Source organism: Clostridia bacterium (genome assembly GCA_024653205.1).
GTDB lineage: Bacteria > Bacillota > DSM-521 > Neomoorellales > SLTJ01 > JANLFO01.
On the sequence record JANLFO010000007.1, the window covers coordinates 93,641 to 112,023 of the forward strand.

General features: G+C 64.9%; 17 protein-coding genes. 14 read left to right on the top strand and 3 right to left on the bottom strand.

Annotated features, from left to right (window positions below; genetic code table 11):
- Window positions 1-99: 99 nt before the first annotated feature.
- Window positions 100-1,836 (bottom strand): adenine deaminase, encoded by a 1,737-nt coding sequence (ade, locus tag NUV99_05485; GenBank protein MCR4419574.1) that lies wholly within the window; start codon window positions 1,834-1,836, stop codon window positions 100-102.
- Window positions 1,837-2,049: 213 nt separating this feature from the next.
- Between ade and NUV99_05490 the strand changes: the two genes are divergently transcribed.
- The 11 genes from NUV99_05490 (at window position 2,050) to cimA (ending at window position 13,494) form a co-directional block, all read left to right on the top strand.
- Window positions 2,050-2,268 carry a 4Fe-4S binding protein gene (locus NUV99_05490; protein ID MCR4419575.1) on the top strand — a complete coding sequence of 73 codons (219 nt, stop codon included), beginning with the start codon at window positions 2,050-2,052 and terminating at the stop codon, window positions 2,266-2,268.
- 196 nt (window positions 2,269-2,464) lie between these two features.
- Window positions 2,465-2,674 carry a zinc ribbon domain-containing protein gene (locus NUV99_05495; protein MCR4419576.1) on the top strand — a complete coding sequence of 70 codons (210 nt, stop codon included), beginning with the start codon at window positions 2,465-2,467 and terminating at the stop codon, window positions 2,672-2,674.
- A gap of 21 nt (window positions 2,675-2,695) precedes the next feature.
- Window positions 2,696-3,331, top strand: a complete 636-nt coding sequence (locus NUV99_05500) for a DUF3786 domain-containing protein (protein MCR4419577.1) — start codon at window positions 2,696-2,698, stop codon at window positions 3,329-3,331.
- A 391-nt stretch (window positions 3,332-3,722) separates the two neighbouring features.
- Complete coding sequence (gene ilvE / locus NUV99_05505) at window positions 3,723-4,622, top strand: branched-chain-amino-acid transaminase (protein MCR4419578.1); 900 nt, start codon at window positions 3,723-3,725, stop codon at window positions 4,620-4,622.
- Between the two features lie 14 nt (window positions 4,623-4,636).
- Entirely contained in the window at window positions 4,637-6,295 is a 1,659-nt protein-coding gene (gene ilvD / locus NUV99_05510; protein ID MCR4419579.1) for a dihydroxy-acid dehydratase, read from the top strand.
- Between the two features lie 23 nt (window positions 6,296-6,318).
- Window positions 6,319-8,076 (top strand): biosynthetic-type acetolactate synthase large subunit, encoded by a 1,758-nt coding sequence (gene ilvB / locus NUV99_05515; GenBank protein ID MCR4419580.1) that lies wholly within the window; start codon window positions 6,319-6,321, stop codon window positions 8,074-8,076.
- Window positions 8,048-8,554, top strand: a complete 507-nt coding sequence (gene ilvN, locus NUV99_05520) for an acetolactate synthase small subunit (protein MCR4419581.1) — start codon at window positions 8,048-8,050, stop codon at window positions 8,552-8,554. Before ilvB ends, ilvN begins: the two co-directional genes overlap by 29 nt.
- Complete coding sequence (locus NUV99_05525; protein MCR4419582.1) at window positions 8,547-10,112, top strand: 2-isopropylmalate synthase; 1,566 nt, start codon at window positions 8,547-8,549, stop codon at window positions 10,110-10,112. The genes ilvN and NUV99_05525 overlap by 8 nt, the downstream gene beginning before the upstream one ends.
- A gap of 2 nt (window positions 10,113-10,114) precedes the next feature.
- Window positions 10,115-11,377, top strand: a complete 1,263-nt coding sequence (gene leuC, locus NUV99_05530; GenBank protein MCR4419583.1) for a 3-isopropylmalate dehydratase large subunit — start codon at window positions 10,115-10,117, stop codon at window positions 11,375-11,377.
- Between the two features lie 12 nt (window positions 11,378-11,389).
- A complete protein-coding gene (locus tag NUV99_05535; protein MCR4419584.1) occupies window positions 11,390-11,890 on the top strand; it encodes a 3-isopropylmalate dehydratase small subunit in 501 nt (166 codons plus the stop codon).
- A complete protein-coding gene (cimA, locus tag NUV99_05540; GenBank protein MCR4419585.1) occupies window positions 11,887-13,494 on the top strand; it encodes a citramalate synthase in 1,608 nt (535 codons plus the stop codon). The genes NUV99_05535 and cimA overlap by 4 nt, the downstream gene beginning before the upstream one ends.
- A gap of 72 nt (window positions 13,495-13,566) precedes the next feature.
- On the opposite strand, the gene NUV99_05545 is transcribed toward cimA, so the two are convergent.
- Window positions 13,567-14,280 carry a DUF881 domain-containing protein gene (locus NUV99_05545; GenBank protein ID MCR4419586.1) on the bottom strand — a complete coding sequence of 238 codons (714 nt, stop codon included), beginning with the start codon at window positions 14,278-14,280 and terminating at the stop codon, window positions 13,567-13,569.
- A 22-nt stretch (window positions 14,281-14,302) separates the two neighbouring features.
- Window positions 14,303-15,061, bottom strand: coding sequence for a DUF881 domain-containing protein (locus tag NUV99_05550; protein ID MCR4419587.1), 759 nt, complete (start codon window positions 15,059-15,061; stop codon window positions 14,303-14,305).
- 73 nt (window positions 15,062-15,134) lie between these two features.
- Here NUV99_05550 and cdaA point away from each other — a divergent pair, with 73 nt between their 5' ends.
- From cdaA to glmM, 3 genes are read left to right on the top strand one after another with little or no spacing between them, the layout of a single operon-like run.
- Complete coding sequence (cdaA, locus tag NUV99_05555; GenBank protein ID MCR4419588.1) at window positions 15,135-15,959, top strand: diadenylate cyclase CdaA; 825 nt, start codon at window positions 15,135-15,137, stop codon at window positions 15,957-15,959.
- Window positions 15,941-16,891 (top strand): CdaR family protein, encoded by a 951-nt coding sequence (locus NUV99_05560; GenBank protein MCR4419589.1) that lies wholly within the window; start codon window positions 15,941-15,943, stop codon window positions 16,889-16,891. Before cdaA ends, NUV99_05560 begins: the two co-directional genes overlap by 19 nt.
- 27 nt (window positions 16,892-16,918) lie before the next feature.
- A complete protein-coding gene (glmM, locus tag NUV99_05565; protein ID MCR4419590.1) occupies window positions 16,919-18,259 on the top strand; it encodes a phosphoglucosamine mutase in 1,341 nt (446 codons plus the stop codon).
- Window positions 18,260-18,383 lie beyond the last annotated feature (124 nt).

Below are 18,383 nucleotides of genomic sequence, written 5' to 3' on the forward strand. Positions count from 1 at the left end.
TCGCGCCCGGGGTTCGCCGCCGGGCTTTACCTCCTCTCCGGGTAACGTACGGATAACGCTCAAACCAGCACTTGCCGCACCGGGGTCCTGTCGGGCCGGCTAGGTCCACAGGTCGGCGAGGGCAAACTGCCGTACGTCGACCAGACCCCGGTCGGTAATCTTCAGTTCGGGAATAACCGGCAAGGCCAGGAAAGACAGGGTCATGAAGGGGGAGGGCAGCGTGCAGCCGATCTCCTGGGCCGCCCGGTGGAGTGCTTCCAGTTGATCGGCCACCGCCGGTGCCCCCAGATCGGACATGAGGCCGGCAACGGGCAGCGGGAGATGGGCCAGGACCCGGCCGCCCGCGGCTACCGCCAGCCCCCCCTTCGACCCGGCCACCGCAGCGGCGGCCAGCTCCATGTCGGCCGTATTGTTCCCCACCAGGACCAGGTTGTGGCTGTCATGGGCCACGGTCGAGGCAAGAGCCCCCCTGACGGGCCCAAAGCCCCTGACCAGGCCTACGGCCACGTTGCCGTTCTTGCCGTGGCGTTCGATCACGGCCACCCTCAGGGTGCCGGGGTCGGAGAGCACCTCATTGTACGGCACGATCCTGTGCCCGGTAAGGATCTGACCCGGCAGGACCTCAATAACCCGGGCACGGGCGCCGGGATAGGGGGGATTCAACTCCAGCCGTCCGGCGAGCGGCGGCAGGACCACGCTATCGAAGACTCTCTGGCGGCGAAGGTCAGGCGGCCCTGCCTCCCCGGCCGCCGGCAGCTCCGCCAGGAGCCGCCCCTGGCGGCAGACCGGTAGCCCGCCTACGAAGACGGCTTCCGCCCGCCACTCGACCAGGTTGTTGACCACCACCAGGTCGGCCCGGTAGCCGGGAGCAACCGCACCCAGGCCGGGTAACCGGTAGTGACGCGCCGGGTTCAGAGTCGCCATCTGCAGCGCCCAAATCGGGTTCAAACCGAGGGCCACCGCGCGGCGCAGGATGGCGTCCACTCCCCCCTCGCCCAGCAGGTCGGCGGACTGGAGGTCGTCGGTGCCGAAGAGGGCGAAACGGCAGGTATACGCGTCCACTGCCGGCAGGAGGTCCTCCAGGTTCTTGGCCGCCGAACCCTGCCGGACGATCACCACCATGCCGCTGCGCAGCTTCTCCCTGGCCTCTTCGGCGCCGGTGCACTCGTGATCGGTCTGTACACCTGCCGCCGCGTAGGCCTGCAGGTCGCGGCCGCCAAGCAGCGGGGCGTGGCCGTCGACGGCCAGGCCGCGCTCCCTGGCAGCCTGCAGGCGGGCCAGTACCTCCGGGTCCTTGTTGAGCACTCCGGGGAAATTCATCATCTCCGCCAGCCCCGGGGATTCCGGGAACAGCGCAAAGGCCTGCTCAATTTGGGCGGCGCCCAGTTCGGCTCCGGCGGTCTCCATGTGGGTGGCCGGAACGCAGGAGGGAACGGTATAGAACACGCGGAACGGCAGCCCGCGGGCCGCCTCCACCATGTAGTACAGGCCGTCCACGCCCGCCACGTTGGCGATTTCGTGGGGATCGGCAATAACCGCCGTGACGCCGTGGGGCAGGTAGGCGGCGGCAAACTGGGGCGGGGTGAGGAGTGAGCTCTCGATGTGTACGTGCGCGTCGATGAGACCGGGGATTAGATAGCGGCCGGAAAAGTCGTAGACCGCGCGGGCAGTGCGGTAGTCGCCGACCCCGGCGATAAGGCCGTCTTTCACGGCCACACTCTGTTCCAGGATCTCACCGGTAAACACGTTGACCACGCGCGCTCCGGTGATCAACACGTCTGCCGGCGCTCGGCCGCGCGCCACGTCGATCAGGCTTTCTAGAGCGGCAACGGTCAAGATCGGTCGCCTCCGCTCGGTTAATGGTCACATGGCTTCGACGCCACCGGCCGGATTTCCTTCCCAACTGGGAATAGTTTGCCAAGGTCGGGCAAGGAAAAACCCGCATTGCCGGACGCGGGTGCGAATTCGGTCGGGAGCAGTGGTTGAGAAGGAATCGGATCCCGGCAGCGCGAACTAATCGCGCCGGTACTATTTCGAGGGGGTTTACCTATGGCCACTTCACGCGGTCCTAAGTGGAGTTACTACATCGAGGCGGATCGGTGCATGACCTGCGGAACCTGCGAGGTGGAGTGCCGCGAAGGCGCCGTCTACGTAAAGGATCTGGAAGTGTACGCCATCGACTCTGGCAAGTGCCGTGGATGCGGCCGCTGTTTCCAGGCCTGCCCCGTGGGAGCGGTTGTGCGCGTCCCGGCGGCTGCCGCCTCCTGAAGCCGGGCCGCCCGGGAAGCCGGCCGAAGCGCGAAGGTCGAACCCTAGTTTGGTCGGCTAAGCGACCGGTACGAGGGGGAAACCAGCACTGCCCCGGGACGAACTGGGGATAACTCAGGGGCGGAGGTTATAGGCACAGGCCGAGTCTTTATGGTAAAATGAAGAGGCGGCATACCGCCCTGGGGGTGAAGCATACATGCCTACCTACGACTTTCGCTGCCGCCGCTGCGGCCAGGAGTTCTCCCGTTTTACCACCATCGAGGGCCGCAAGACGGTAACCTGCCCCAACTGCGCCAGTCCGGAAGTGCAGCAACTCCTGACCGGTTTCTTATTCACCCGTTCCAACGGCGGGAACGGTAGCGGCAGTTGCTCGCGCACCAGTTGTCGCGGATGTTCCGGCTGCTGATCGAGCGGGGGGTGGACGCGGGTGCAGGTGGAGGTGCCCGGCAACTACCAGCCCGCGCACCAGGCAGCCGTACGCGCTTTCGCCGCCCGAGACCCGCTGGCCATGGCGGCGGCCTCAGGAGCCGCATACGACTCCCGGGCGGGTTACTTTACCCTCCATTACTATCGCTGGCACTATCACGTAAGTTTTCCCGGGGGGGTTGTCACCCCGGTGGAGACTGAAGCCGAGGCCCTGGGACTGAGCGACCAGGTGGTTCTGTTGCGCTATCTGGCTTCCGCTCTGGGTACACCCCCGGCGGGCCGCTGGCTTTCCTTCATGGAGCTGCCGGGCGGGCCCTTGCACCAGGCGCCTTTCCGCCTGGAGGCGGTAGAGCCGCTGGCCCAGGAGTTCGGTCGCTCCCCTCGGCGCTTTCTGGCCGCAGGAGCGGCCCTGGGGGGCAAGGTGGCCGACATGGGCGATGCCGGTGTAATTCTTCCCGTACTTCCCCGCCTCTCGCTGGCCCTGGTTCTCTGGGTAGCGGACGAAGAGTTTCCTGCCAACGCCAACCTGCTTTTTGAGGCCTCGGCGGTAGACTATCTGGACACCGCGAGCCTCTACGTTCTAGGAGTCAATACCTCGCGCCGGCTGAGACTTCTGGCGACCAGACTCCGAGCCTAGAAATTGCCTTGCCCATAGGGATGGATTTCCTTGGCCGGTACCCTCAAGGGGGCTCAGGCGTAAGATGTAGTAATCTCGAACCAGATTCAGGAAGGAGATCTGTCCCATGGCGTTAAATCGAGGCGCGCGAGTTTTTCGCTACCGCCGTGGGCCCAAGCACAGGCCGGCGCAAGTGGGCCGGACTGACGCAGACAAACGGCAAACCGGGACTGCCGAGAAGGCCGACCAAAGGGCAAAAGGCCAGATTTTCCTTGACACCCCCGAGCCCCTCCGCTATACTTAACCAATAAAAAGCCGACCTGTCCTTCTTATTCCCTTTTTACCGGCCGGGTTGTCGCCGCCCCGGGAAGGCGGAGGCCTGGTCAGGCAAGGCCACGAGGGGGCGAGGGTGATGGGGTTAATCGTCTACCTTAATGGTGAGTTTTTGCCGGTAGAAGAGGCCAGGATCTCCGTTTTCGACCACGGGCTCCTCTACGGCGACGGCGTGTTTGAGGGCATCCGGGCATACAACGGCCGGGTCTTCCGCCTGCGGGAGCATCTGGACCGCCTGTATGACTCCGCCCGCAGCATTGCCCTCGACATCGGCCTTTCCAAGGACGAGATGTCGGAAGTGGTGCTGGAGACCGTGAGGCGCAACCGCCTGCGGGACGCCTATGTAAGGCTGGTGGTCTCCAGAGGAGTGGGAGATCTGGGATTGGATCCGCGAAAATGTCATCGGCCGACGGTGTTCTGTATCGCCGCCCATATTCAGCTTTACCCCAAGGAGTTGTACGACAAAGGCCTGGAATTAGTAACCGTTGCCACCCGCCGTAACCTTCCGGAAGCCATCAACCCGCGGATCAAATCCCTCAATTACCTCAATAACATTCTGGCCCGCATCGAGGCCAATCTCGTCGGCGCCGGCGAGGGCCTGATGCTTAACCAGGAGGGCTATGTTACCGAGGCTACGGGCGATAACATTTTCCTGGTCAAGGACGGAGTGCTGATCACCCCCCCTCCCTACGTAGGCATCCTGGAAGGCATCACCCGCAATGCGGTGATGGAGCTGGCCGCCCGGCAGGGCATTCAGGTAAGGGAAGCGGTTTTCACCCGCTACGAGGTCTACACCGCCGACGAGTGCTTCCTCACCGGGACGGCGGCGGAGATCATACCCGTGGCCAAAGTGGACGGACGGGCCATCGGTGAGGTCTGCCCGGGGCGGATAACCAAGACGCTGATGCGCGCCTTCCACGAACTCACCCAGGTGGAAGGCGAGCCCATATACCTGGAGGCGGCAGCGGCTTCCCAGTAGAGGAGGCGGTATATTTGCCGAGCGAAGCGATAAAGCAGGGCCTGGAGAAAGCTCCGCACCGTTCCCTTCTGAACGCCCTGGGCCTTACCCGGGCGGAGCTGGAGAGGCCCCTGGTGGGCGTGGTGAACTCTTTCAACGAGGTGGTTCCCGGCCACCTGCACCTCAATGCCATTGCCGCTGCGGTGAAGGCCGGGGTGCGTCTGGCCGGCGGCACGCCGCTGGAGTTTTCCACCATTGCCATTTGCGACGGGCTGGCCATGAACCATGCCGGCATGCGTTATTCCCTGGCCAGCCGGGAGGTCATCGCCGACAGCATCGAACTCATGGTTCAGGCTCACGCCTTTGACGCCCTGGTCTTCATTCCCAATTGCGATAAAGTGGTGCCGGGAATGCTTATGGCCGCCGTCCGCCTCAACCTGCCTTCTATTTTTGTCAGCGGTGGCCCCATGCTGGCCGGCCGCTTTCGGGGAGAGCCGGTCAGCCTTTCCAGGGTTTTTGAGGCGGTAGGGGCGGTAGCCGCAGGACGCATGAGTCAGGAGGAACTGGACCTGCTGGAGGAAGAAGCCTGTCCCGGCTGTGGCTCCTGTGCCGGCATGTTTACCGCGAACTCCATGAACTGCCTTACTGAGGCTCTGGGCGTGGCCTTGCCGGGCAACGGGACCATTCCCGCGGTGGCGGCCGCCCGCATCCGGCTGGCCAAGCAGGCGGGCCTCCAGGTGATGGAGCTGTGGCGTCGGAACCTGCGTCCGCGGGATATCCTCACCCGGGAAGCCTTCCTGAACGCTCTGGCCGTAGATATGGCCCTGGGGTGCTCCACCAATACCGTGCTGCATTTGCCGGCCGTGGCCCACGAAGCGGGTATTGAGCTGCCGCTGGAGCTTTTCGCCCAGGTAAGCGCCCGCACCCCCAACCTTTGCCGGCTGGCACCGGCCGGGCCCCACCACGTGGAGGACTTCCACGCCGCCGGAGGGGTACCCGCGGTCATGGCCGAGCTGGCGGGCCGTGACCTACTGTACCTCGAAGCTCTGACCGTCACGGGCAAGCCGGTCCGGGAGAACCTGGCGGGCCGCAAGATCCTCTCGCCGGAGGTGATCCGGCCGGCCTCGTCTCCCTATACCCCGGACGGCGGGCTGGCGGTCCTGTGGGGAAGCCTGGCGCCGGAGGGGGCGGTGGTCAAGAAATCGGCCGTGGCCCCCGGTATGCTGCGGCACCGCGGGCCGGCCCGGGTCTTTGACGGCGAGGAAGAGGCCACCCGGGCCATCCTGGACGGTCGCATAAGATCGGGAGAAGTGATCATAATCCGCTACGAGGGTCCCAAGGGTGGCCCGGGAATGCGGGAGATGCTCACCCCTACTTCGGCGGTGGCGGGAATGGGGTTGGACGAAAAAGTGGCCCTGCTCACCGACGGCCGCTTTTCCGGCGCCACTCGGGGCGCGTCTATCGGGCATATTGCGCCGGAAGCTTTTGTAGGAGGGCCTTTGGCTCTGGTGCAGGACGGCGACTTGATCTCCATTGACATTCCGGCGGGCAGGCTGGATCTGGAAGTAGGAGAGGAGGAACTGGCCAGAAGGCGGGCGGCCTGGGTGGCCCCGTCCCCGAAGGTGGGTAGTGGGTACCTGGCCCGTTACCGGCAGATGGTCGGATCCGCCAGCCGGGGAGCAATTCTCAGTTGACCGCAGCGAGGTGGCACCAGGAAATGACCTTGGCCGCGCGTAATTTACCTCTGACCGAGGAGCAGCCTTCGTTTCAGGCCTCGGGCGCGGAAATTGTTATTCGGGCCCTGGAAGAAGAAGGCGTGGATACAGTATTCGGCTACCCCGGGGGAGCGGTACTGCCCCTGTACGACGCCCTTTATTTCTCCAAAGTCCGGCACATCCTGGTGCGTCATGAACAAGGCGCGGCGCACGCCGCCGACGGGTACGCCCGGGCCACCGGTAAGGTGGGGGTCTGTTTTGCCACCTCCGGGCCGGGAGCCACCAACCTGGTGACCGGTCTGGCCAACGCCTACATGGATTCTATTCCTCTGGTAGCCTTCACCGGCCAGGTGAGCCTGGAACTGCTGGGGCGGGACTCGTTTCAGGAGGCAGACACCACGGGCATTACCATGCCCATTACCAAGCACAATTTCTTGGTGAAAAGACCGGAGGATCTGGCGGTTACGGTGCACAAAGCCTTCTACCTGGCCCGAACCGGTCGGCCGGGGCCGGTGTTGATCGACCTGCCCAAGGACGTCACCGCCCGGGTCATTACCTACAGCAATTCCTGCCGGGAAGTGGATATTCCCGGGTACCATCCCCGGGTGACTCCCGAAGCCGGGGCGGTGGCCCGGGTGGTCGAGGCTTTGAGCCGCGCCCGGCGGCCGGTTATCTACGCCGGAGGCGGGGTACTGTCCGCCGAGGCTACGGCGGAGCTGCTGGTCCTGGTGGAGCGTACCGGGGTGCCGGTGGTAACCAGTCTCATGGGCAAGGGCGTGATTCCGGAGGATCACCCTCTGGCCCTGGGCATGCTGGGGATGCACGGCACCGCTTACGCCAACCTGGCGGTCTCCGAGTGCGACCTGTTGCTGGCTCTGGGGACCCGCTTTTCCGACCGTTCCACCGGTCGGTTTGAAACCTTCGCCCCCCACGCCAAGGTGGTGCACGTGGACATCGACGCGGCGGAGATCGGCAAGAACGTCCGGGTGGACATCGGCGTGGTGGGCGACCTCAAGAGCGTGCTGGAGGCACTTCTGTCCGACCTGGAGAAGGCACCGGAGGTGCAGGCCTGGCAGAGGCAGATAGCCCACTGGCGGGAGGCCTATCCGCTCCGGTATGAATGCCCCGAGGGGGTCATCAAGCCCCAGTTCGTGGTGGAGCAAATCTGCGAACTGACCCGGGGCGAGGCAGTGATTACCACCGACGTGGGACAAAACCAGATGTGGGCGGCCCAGTACTATCGCTGTCGTCGGCCGCGCAGCTTCCTGAGTTCCGGCGGGCTGGGGACTATGGGTTTCGGTCTGCCGGCGGCCATAGGCGCCCAGATCGGCCGGCCGGGGGAGACGGTGATAGACATCGCCGGGGACGGCAGCCTGCAAATGACCGTTCAGGAGCTGGCTACGGTGGCCCAGTACCAGCTGCCCATCAAGATCTGCCTTCTGAACAACGGCTACCTGGGTATGGTGCGGCAGTGGCAGGAGCTGTTCTACGAGCACCGGTACTCCCAGGTGGACATCAGCCAGGGCGGCCCGGACTACGTGAAGCTGGCCGAGGCCTACGGCATTACCGCCCGGCGGGTGACCAGGCCCGAGGAGGTAAGACCGGCCCTGGAGGCGGCCCTGTCCGAGCCAAAGCCCTACCTCCTGGACTTCGTGGTGGATCGCGAGGAAAACGTTTTCCCCATGGTACCGCCCGGCGGCTCGCTGGACCAGATGCTGGGGGGCAAGAGCGTTGAAGCACACGCTAAGCGTACTGGTTGAAAACCGACCGGGTGTGCTGGCCCGCATCGCCGGGCTTTTTAGTCGCCGGGGTTACAACATCGACAGCCTGGCGGTGGGGCGCAGCGAAAACCCGGCCCTGGCCCGCATGACCATTGTGGTCGAGGGTGATGACCGGGTCATCCAGCAGGTGAACAATCAACTGGATAAGCTGATAGAAGTGGTCCAGGTAAGAGACATAACCGGCGAGCCGGTGGTAGAGCGGGAGCTGGTCCTGGTTAAGGTAAAGGCGGACCCGGCTACCCGGGGCGAAATCATCCAGATTGTGGATATTTTTCGGGCCCATATCGTAGATATGGGGCGTAACAGCCTGGTCATCGAGTGCACGGGCGGCGAGGAGAAGATCAACGCCTTTCAGGATGCACTGGAGCCCTTCGGTATCCGCGAGGTAGTGCGCACCGGGAGGGTGGCCATGGTCAGAGGGGCCAGGGATACGGACGAGGAGGAAGAGCATGGCTAAGAGGGTGTACGTATTCGACACCACCCTGCGCGACGGAGCCCAGTCCCCGGGCGTGAGCCTGAACGTGCAGGAAAAACTGGAGATCGCCCGCCAGCTCGCCCGTCTGAACGTGGACGTGATCGAGGCCGGCTTCCCGGCCGCCTCTCCGGGAGAATTCGAGGCGGTCAGGCTGGTGGCGGAGAAGGTGCAGGGCCCGATCGTCGCCGGGCTGGCCCGGGTGGCGCTCTCGGACATCGATACCTGCTGGCAGGCGCTCAAGAACGCGCGCCGGCCGCGCATTCATACTTTCATCGCCACCTCGGACGTGCACATGAAGTACAAGCTGCGCATGACCCGGGAGCAGGTGCTGGAGGCGGTGGACCGGGGAGTGCGCCACGCCAAGAGCTACTGCCAGGACGTGGAGTTCTCTCCCGAAGACGCGTCGCGTAGCGACCTGGACTTCCTGCTGCAGGTGCTCGCCGCGGCCATTGAGGCCGGAGCCACGGTGCTGAACATACCCGACACCGTGGGTTACGCCACCCCGGAGGAGTTCGGCCGCTTCATCCGCGAGATTCACACCCGCCTCCCCTACCGGGACCGGGTGATCCTGAGCGTGCACTGTCACAACGACCTGGGCCTGGCCACGGCCAACTCCCTGGCCGCGGTGCAGAACGGGGCCCAGCAGGTGGAATGCACGGTAAACGGAATCGGCGAGCGGGCCGGCAACACCGCCTTAGAAGAGATCGTCATGGCCCTGTACACCCGGCGGGATATCTACGACGCCGAGACCGCCATCCGGACCGAGGAAATCTACCGCACCAGCCGCCTGGTAGCCAGCCTCAGCGGCATGCCGGTGCAGTACAACAAGGCGGTGGTGGGCCGCAACGCCTTCCAGCACGCCTCGGGTATCCACCAGGACGGGGTGCTGAAGGAGCGCACTACCTACGAAATCATGAACCCGGAAACCATCGGGCTGATAACCGAACACATCGTCTTGGGCAAGTATTCCGGCCGGCACGCCTTCCGGCACCGGCTGGAACAACTCGGTTTCCACCTGGACGAGGAGGAATTGGAAAAGGCCTTCTTCCGCTTCAAGAACCTGGCGGACAAGAAGCGGGAGATTACCGATCGCGACCTGGAGGCCATCGTCAGGCACGAGGTCAAGAGCATCCCGGAGAAGTTCCGGCTGGAGAGCCTGCACATCTCCTCCGGCACCAACGTGGTGCCCACGGCCACCGTGGCCGTGCAGGTGGACGGGATGCTGCGGCAGGAGGCGGCCTGCGGGGAGGGCCCGGTAGACGCCACTTTCAAGGCCATCGACAAGGTCACCGGGGTAGGCGTGGTGCTCCGCAACTACAACCTGAACGCCGTAAGCGGCGGCACCGATGCCATGGGCGAGGTCACGGTGCTGGTGGAGTACCAGGGCCGGGGCTTCCTGGGGCGGGGCCTGAGCATGGACATTATCGAGGCCAGCGCCCGGGCCTACATCAATGCCTTGAACAAGCTGGTGCTGGAGTACGGTGAGGAAGCGATCCTGGGGAAGGCTTCCGACCGGGCCCGGCAGGGAGGCGGTGAGTAGAGGTGCGTCAGACCATCACCGAGAAGATCCTGGCCGCGCACGCCGGCCTGGAAGAAGTCAGGCCGGGACAGCTCATCAACGCCCGGGTGGACGTGGTGCTGGGCAACGACATTACCGCTCCCCTGGCCATCAAGGAGTTCGAGCGCCTGGGCCTGGACCGGGTTTTCGACCCCGAGCGGGTGGTTCTGGTACCGGATCACTTCACTCCCAACAAGGACCTGGCCTCGGCCGAGCAGGCCAAGATCGTGCGGGACTTCGCCCGGCGCTACGGCCTTGCCCACTACTTTGAGGTGGGCCGGGTAGGGATCGAGCACTGCCTGCTGCCGGAGGAAGGCCTGGTGCTTCCGGGGGAGTTGATAGTCGGCGCGGACTCGCACACCTGCACTTACGGCGCCGTGGGTGCCTTTGCCACCGGCGTGGGCAGCACGGATATGGCTGCGGCCATGGCCCTGGGCGAGTGCTGGTTCCGGGTCCCGGAGAGTCTGAAACTGGTATACTACGGCGAACTGCCGCCCTGGGTCGGCGGTAAGGACCTAATCCTCTACACCATCGGCAAGATCGGCGTGGACGGCGCCCGCTACATGGCCATGGAGTTCACCGGCGAGGCCGTATCCCGCCTCTCCATGGCCGGACGGTTCACCATGGCCAACATGGCCATAGAGGCGGGGGCGAAAAACGGTATCTTCGTGCCCGATGCCGCCACCATCAACTATGTGGAAAAGCGGGCCAAGCGGCCCTACCGTCTTTTCACCAGCGATGACGATGCCGAGTACGCCGACGTGATCGAGATCGACGTTCGCGAGCTCGAGCCCCAGGTGGCCTTCCCGTCTTCGCCCCAGAACGCGCGGCCGGTGAGCGAGGCCCTGGGAATCGAAATCGACCAGGTGGTAATAGGTTCCTGCACCAACGGGTGGCTGGAAGATCTGCGCCTGGCCGCCCAGGTACTCAACGGCCACAAGGTGCATCCCAGCGTGCGCTGCATCGTCATACCCGGCACGCCGAAGATCATGCTCCAGGCCCTGAAGGAAGGCTTGATCGAGGTCTTCCTGGAGGCGGGAGCGGCGGTGAGCACCCCCACCTGCGGGCCCTGCCTGGGCGGTCACATGGGCATCCTGGCCGAGGGAGAGAGGGCGGTGGCCACCACCAACCGCAACTTCGTGGGCCGGATGGGCCACGTGCGCAGCGAGGTCTACCTGGCCAATCCGGCGGTGGCCGCGGCCAGCGCGGTACTGGGGCGGATCGCCAGCCCGGAAGAACTGGTATAGGGGGAAGAGGAAATGGAGTTTGAAGGCCGGGCCTGGGTCTTCGGCGACGACGTCGACACGGATCTCATTATTCCCGCCCGCTACCTCAACACCACCGACCCGGCGGTGCTGGCCGCCCACTGCCTGGAGGCGGCCGACCCGGATTTTGCCCGGAAGGTGCAGGCGGGCGACATCCTGGTGGCGGGCAAGAACTTCGGCTGCGGCAGCTCCCGGGAGCACGCCCCGGTGGCCATAAAGGCCGCGGGAGTGGCCTGCGTGGTGGCCCATTCGTTTGCCCGCATCTTCTTCCGCAACGCCATCAATATCGGCCTGCCCATTCTGGAATGTCCGGAGGCCGCCCGGGTCAGGGAAGGAGACGTGCTGAGGATCGAGGCGGACAGCGGGCGCATCACCAATATCACCCGCGGTGAAACCTACCAGGCCGTGCCCTTCCCCGCCTTCATGCAGGAGATCATCCGTGCCGGTGGTCTCATGAACTATGTGGCCGCCCGGCTGGGACGGGATAGCGGGTGAAGAAGGTTTACCTGTACGACACCACCCTCCGGGACGGAAGCCAGGGCGAAGGAGTCAGTTTTTCCCTGGAAGACAAGCTCAAGGTGGCGGCCAAGCTGGACTGGCTGGGCCTTGACTACATCGAAGGCGGCTGGCCCGGGTCCAACCCCAAGGATCAGGAGTTCTTCCGCCGGGCGCGGCGCCAGAGCTGGCGGGCCAAGCTGGCGGCCTTCGGCAGCACCCGGCGGGCCGACCTGCGCCCGGAGAACGACCGCAACCTCCGCGCCCTGGTGGAGGCGGAAACCCCGGTGGTCACCATCGTGGGCAAGAGCTGGGACTTTCACGTGCTCACCGCCCTGGAGACCTCCCTGGCGGAAAATCTGAGCATGATCCGGGAGAGCGTGGCCTACCTTAAGAGCCACGGCCTGGAGGTCATATACGACGCCGAGCACTTCTTCGACGGCTACCGCGCCAGCCCGGACTACGCCCTGGCCACGGTGCGGGCGGCGGCTGAGGCCGGGGCGGACTGGGTGGTGCTCTGCGACACCAACGGCGGCTCGCTCCCCCACCAGGTAGAGGAGATCGTGCGGGAGGTAAGGCGGGCCCTGGCGGTGCGGATCGGGGTGCATGCCCACAACGACAGCGAGGTGGCGGTGGCCAACAGCCTGGCGGCGGTGCAGGCAGGGGCCGAGCAGGTACAGGGCACCGTCAACGGCCTGGGAGAGCGTTGCGGCAACGCCAATCTCTGCTCGGTCATCCCCAATCTGCAGCTCAAGATGGGCTATGGCTGCCTCACGGAAGAGCAATTGGCCCGGCTCACGGAAGTGTCCCGGTACGTGAGCGAGATCGCCAACCTGGTACCCCAGGCCAACCAGCCCTTTGTGGGCCAGAGCGCCTTTGCCCACAAGGGCGGATTCCACGTGAACGCCCTCCTCAAGCATAACCAGACCTACGAGCACATACCCCCGGAGAAGGTGGGCAACCGCCGGCGGGTGCTGGTGTCGGAGTTGGCCGGGACCAGCAACCTGGTGTACAAGGCGCGGGAGCTGGGCCTGGAGGTAGAGCCCACGGTGGAGGGGCGGCGCCTGATCGAGCTGATCAAGGAGCTGGAGCACCGCGGCTACCAGTACGAGGGAGCCGAGGCTTCTCTAGAACTCTTGATGCGCCGGGCCCTGGGGCTTTACGAGCCCGCGTTCGAGCTGGAATCGCTCCAGGTCATGGTGGAGAAGCGCCTTCCCGACTGGTCGGCCTCCGTGGCCGTGGTCAAGGTGCGGGTGGGCAACCAGGTGGTGCATACCGCCGCCGAGGGCAACGGCCCGGTCAACGCCCTGGACAACGCCCTGCGCAAGGCCCTGGAAGCGTTCTACCCGGCGCTGAAAGAAATGCGGCTGACCGACTACAAGGTGCGGGTCCTGGACGAGAAGAGCGGCACCGGCGCCAAGGTGCGGGTGCTGATCGAATCTCAGGATCCGCAGGGGTTCTGGAGCACGGTGGGGGTCTCGGAGAACATCATCGAGGCCAGCTGGCAGGCGCTGGTGGACAGCATGGACTATGCCCTTCTGAAGCGGCAGAAGAACGGGGTCGGCGTGCGCGGTCTGGGCCTTACCGAAGGCAACCGGACCTGAAGAACGCGCTCCGGCCGTGCGGTAGTCAGGCGGTGCAGGCAACCCACGGGCGGGTCAGCGATATTATCAACGTCAATCCCGGTTTGCCGCTTCTGCAACCGGCCGCGCGTAACGCCAGTTGATCGGCGCGGCGGCGGGAAGAGCCAATTCCTTCTCCTTTCGTATTTCCGGGTAGATGGCGTAGAGGGTGTTGAAGTTGTCTATCAGACCGCCGGGAAAGGTGAGGCCTTTCTCCAGGGTGTCCGGATCGCCGATGGCCTGGATGACGATGGGGTAGAAAAGCCTTTTCCCGTTCAGGGTGAGATAGTATTCCTCGCCGGCCTTGGCCTCGCCCAGGGCGGAAAGGGCGGTGATGCGCTGGCCGTTAACTGCCACCGCCTCGGCGCCGCTAACCCACAGCTCGTTGACCAGGTCCACCAGGTCGAGGGCCAGCAGCGGACTGTTTCCGCCCAGCGTAATGGTAATACCCGGCCCGCGCACGGGTGCCAATCCGGCAAGCGCCCGCAGCCGGGTCAGTTCCTGGCGCAGGTTCTCCTTGGCGCTCTTGCCCTGGGAGGCTTGCTCGGCCAGGGTGGCCTCCTTGGCCCGGAGCTCGCCCAGTTCCTTTTGCAGCAGTTCCTTCTTGGTATTGAGGTCCCTCCACATGGCCACCAGGCTCTCGGTGCTTTGGTATTCCAAGGCACCGCTTAAGGCCTGCTGGGCCTTGAACTGGACCGAAAGCACTATTCCCAGGAAGAACAGGATGACTGCCGTCAGAGCCTGCCAGCGCCAAACCTTGACTGCCACCACAACACCTCCTCATCCCGGCCTAGGGTCGGTTGGGGGCCGGTTCCGCTGAGGTTTCTTCGGCCGTTTGCAGGTGAGAGGCAGACCAACTGCCCCGGTAGGCCGGAATGGTAATCTTCTCCTCCTTGACCAGGGTAACCGGAAAACCCTTGCCCTTCAAGAACGGGAATTCCTGCCCGAACTCCATGGCCGAAGCCAGGGTTTCCGGATTGCCCACCGCCCTGATCTCGTAGGGCGGCACCAGGCGCGTGGTGTTCACCAAGATGGCCGAGCCCACGCAGCGTATGTCCGATCCGGTCACCAGACGCTGCCGGTTCACGGCTATGGCCTCTGCCCCGGCCCGCCTGAGTTCGTTCACCAGGTAGAGCAGGTTCTTGTCGTGGATGATGTAATCCTCCGGTCGGTAAAGCCCGGTGCCGGAAGCCTGCGCCCGCAGGGCGCCCTCGCGGTTGTCGTCCAGGGTAATTACCACCCCCGGTCCCTCCACTTCCGTCAGCCCGCCCTGGAGCTTGGCCGCCTGTAAGGCCTGGCTCAGGGCCTTCACATCGTCTTCTCCCTCCGCCTGCTGGGCGGTAACGACCTCCAGGCGCTGGCGGAGGGCGGCAATCTCGTTCTCCAGGTTTTGGGTTTCCACCTCCAAGACCCTGATTACCTGTACCAGGTTGCGGTTGCGGGCCTCGGCGGTCTGGGCACGGTACCTGGCCTGGCTGACGAAGGTCCAGGCGAAGAGAGTACCACAGACCACGGCTATTATGGTAAGATAAATATACCAACGGCGCACGGAGATCCCTCCGCCACTATTCTAGCTCTATTTGGGGCGCAGGGCAACCGCAAGGCCTTAGGAGCAGGTAGAATTGGGTTCCTGGCTCAGCGTGTGGCGATATTTCAGCCTGGTAGACCTGCTGCGGGCAGCAGTAGACATAGCCATTGTTGCCTACGTGATCTATCGCCTGTTACTACTCATTCGCGGCACGCGGGCGGCGCAGTTGGTGCAGGGCCTGGCCGTTCTGGCCCTGGTGGCCTTTCTGAGCGACCGTCTGGGGCTGCGTACCATTGAATGGATCCTGGAGAAATTGGGGCTGGTAGTGCTGGTGGGCCTGCCGGTGGTCTTTCAACCGGAACTCCGTCGGGCCCTGGCCCAGTTGGGACGGGGGCGCATATTTCCCCGTCCCTTCGTCTTTCTGGGCGAGGAGGAAGTGTCCCGGCTGATAGAAGAAATAGTGCGCTGCGTGCAGGTCCTGGCCCGCAGCCGCATCGGAGCCCTGATCGTGGTGGAGCGGGAAGTGCGGCTGAACGAGTACGCTGAAACCGGCATCAAGCTGGATGCCGTGGTTTCGGCCGAGTTCTTGATCAACCTGTTCATGCCCCGGACTCCCCTGCACGACGGCGCGGCCATCATTCGCGGCGACCGGGTGGCGGCCGCCGGATGCTTTCTACCCCTCAGCGACAGCCCCTACCTAAGCCGGCAATTGGGAACCCGCCACCGGGCGGCGTTGGGCATCTCCGAGCTTTCGGACGCCGTGGCGGTGGTGGTCTCGGAGGAAACGGGGACCGTTTCCGTGGCGGAGGGCGGCAGGCTCACCCGTTATCTGGACGAAAAGAACCTGCGCCAGATGCTGGAGGAACTGGTCCTGCCCAAAAACGAGCGGGGACAGAGTTGGTGGCCGTGGAGGCTCTGAGACGTTCTGATTGGGGTTACAAGCTCATCGCCCTGGCCCTGGCCTTTGCCCTTTGGCTCTACGTCACCGAGGAGCGCAATCCCGTGGCGGACAACGTCCTGAACGTGCCCTTGGAGACCCGGGCCGTCCCGAGCGATCTGGTCGTGGCGGAGAAGCCCACCACGGTTCAGGTGCGGGTCCAGGGAGCCAGGCAAGCGGTAGAGCGCCTGACGCCCCGTGATCTCCAGGCTTTTGTGAACCTGTCGGGGGCTCACGCCGGGGCGAACCAGCGTCCGGTCGAGGTGGTTCTGCCCTCCAGGGTGGAACTGGTGGAGGTTTTGCCTCCCCAGGCTTCGGTAGTACTGGAGCAGGTAACCAAGACGCAGTTGCCGGTAGAGGTGAAGCTTACAGGTGAACCGGCCCCGGGATACGAAGTGTTGGCGCCCCTGGTGCGGCCGCAGGAAGTAGTGGTTTCCGGCCCGCGCAGCTGGCTCGAGGAACTCGCCAAGGGGGTAGTAGAGGTCAATATAAGGGGGAGGACTGAGAGCCTTCACCTGTACCTTCCCGTCCGGCTGATCGAGCGCGACGGGGAAGAGGCCCTGCCGGGACCGGAAGTCGATCCTTCGGCGGTGGAAGTATTCGTACCCGTGGCGGTCGCCGGCGTTTCCAAGGAAGTGCCGGTAAAGGTGGCGCTTGAAGGCGATCCGGCCGAAGGTTACAAGCTGGGCCGGATAGCGGTCAGCCCTTCCACGGTGCGGGTTTACGGTGCTCCGGAAGTGCTGGCCGGAATAAAAGAACTGGTGAGCCGCCCGGTAAATATCTCCGGCGCCCGAGAGAGCCTGCAGGTGTTGCTCGACTTCAGCCCCCCGGAAGGACTATACTTATATCCGGTGGCGGTCGCGGCGGTAATCGAAGTGCTGCCGGACCGTAACCGGGAGCCGGAAGCCACATAGCCTAGGAATAGGGGTGACGGCTGGATCATGGGCTCACTGTTCGGCACCGACGGCGTCAGAGGCGTGGCCAACCGGGACCTGGGCCCGGAGCTGGTTTACCGGCTGGGTCGGGCGGCGGCCCACGTGGTTGCCCGCGCCCGATCCCGCCCCCCCATACTGGTAGGGCGTGATCCCAGGGTGTCCGGCGACCTCCTGGAGGCCGCCCTCTGTGCGGGAATAATGTCCACCGGCGCGGACGTGTGGCGCGTGGGAGTGGTGCCCACGCCGGCGGTAGCCTATCTTACCCGGGTCTCGGGGGCGGCAGCAGGCGTGGTTATATCTGCCTCCCACAATCCCGTGGCCGATAACGGCATCAAGATCTTCGGCGGCGACGGCTACAAACTCCCCGACGCGGCCGAAGAGGAGATCGAGGCCCTGGTACGGGGGAATATGAACGGCATACCCTACCCGGTGGGCGAGGGGGTGGGCCGGAGCCTTAACCTTGAGGCGCAGGTCGACCGCTACCTGGAACACGTGCTCCGTACGGTGAAGGTGCGGCTGGAGGGCCTGCGGATCGTGGTGGACTGCGCCAACGGCGCGGCCAGTCAGACCACGCCGAGGGTGCTGCGCGAGCTGGGTGCGGAAGTGGTGTGCCTCAATCACGAGCCCAACGGGATCAACATCAATGCCGGCTGCGGTTCCCTCCACCCCGAGGGTCTGCAGAGGGCGGTGGTGGAGTGGGGAGCCCACCTCGGCCTGGCCCACGACGGCGACGCCGACCGGGTAATAGCCGTGGACGAAAAGGGCCGGCTGGTGGACGGCGACGGGATCATCCTCTCCTGCGCCCTCCACCTCAAGGAGCGGGGAGAGCTGGCGGCCAACACGGTGGTGGTCACGGTGATGAGCAACGGCGGCCTGCACCTGGCCCTGCGGGAGGCGGGCATTGAGGTGCGGGAAACCCCGGTGGGCGACCGCTACGTGCTGGAAGAAATGCTGCGCTGCGGCGCGGTCCTGGGCGGAGAACAGTCCGGCCACGTCATTTTTCTCCGGCACAACACTACCGGAGACGGCCTGATTACCGCCCTCCAGCTCCTGGAGGTAATGGCGGAGCAGGACCAACCCCTGTCCGCCCTGGCGGCACGCCTGCCCCGCCTGCCGCAGGTATTGCTAAACGTGCCGGTTAAAGATAAGGATCGGGCCGTGGCCGACCCCCGCCTGCGCGAGGCGGTAGGGCGGCTTTCCCGGCAGTTGGACGGCCGGGGACGGATTCTGGTGCGTCCGTCCGGTACCGAGCCCCTGGTGCGCATCATGGTGGAAGGGCCGGTCCGGGAAGAACTGGAAGCGGTGGTGGCCCGGTTGGAGGAGGTGGTGCGTCAGGTAGCCGGCTAGTCTTGGTTCCCGGCGCAGGAGATTCGGCAGCGCCCGGACCCGGATCTTAGAAACCTAACTCTGAGGGATCCCCAATTTGCCTTGCCGACAGTCCTGGTTCCCCCTCGTACCGGTCGCGGGGGCG

Coding starts and splice junctions, on each gene's coding strand:
- glmM (MCR4419590.1), top strand. CDS start 16,919: ATGGGCTCACTGTTCGGCACCGACGGCGTCAGAGGCGTGGCCAACCGG.
- NUV99_05490 (MCR4419575.1), top strand. CDS start 2,050: ATGGCCACTTCACGCGGTCCTAAGTGGAGTTACTACATCGAGGCGGAT.
- ilvE (MCR4419578.1), top strand. CDS start 3,723: ATGGGGTTAATCGTCTACCTTAATGGTGAGTTTTTGCCGGTAGAAGAG.
- NUV99_05535 (MCR4419584.1), top strand. CDS start 11,390: ATGGAGTTTGAAGGCCGGGCCTGGGTCTTCGGCGACGACGTCGACACG.
- ilvB (MCR4419580.1), top strand. CDS start 6,319: ATGACCTTGGCCGCGCGTAATTTACCTCTGACCGAGGAGCAGCCTTCG.
- NUV99_05525 (MCR4419582.1), top strand. CDS start 8,547: ATGGCTAAGAGGGTGTACGTATTCGACACCACCCTGCGCGACGGAGCC.
- NUV99_05495 (MCR4419576.1), top strand. CDS start 2,465: ATGCCTACCTACGACTTTCGCTGCCGCCGCTGCGGCCAGGAGTTCTCC.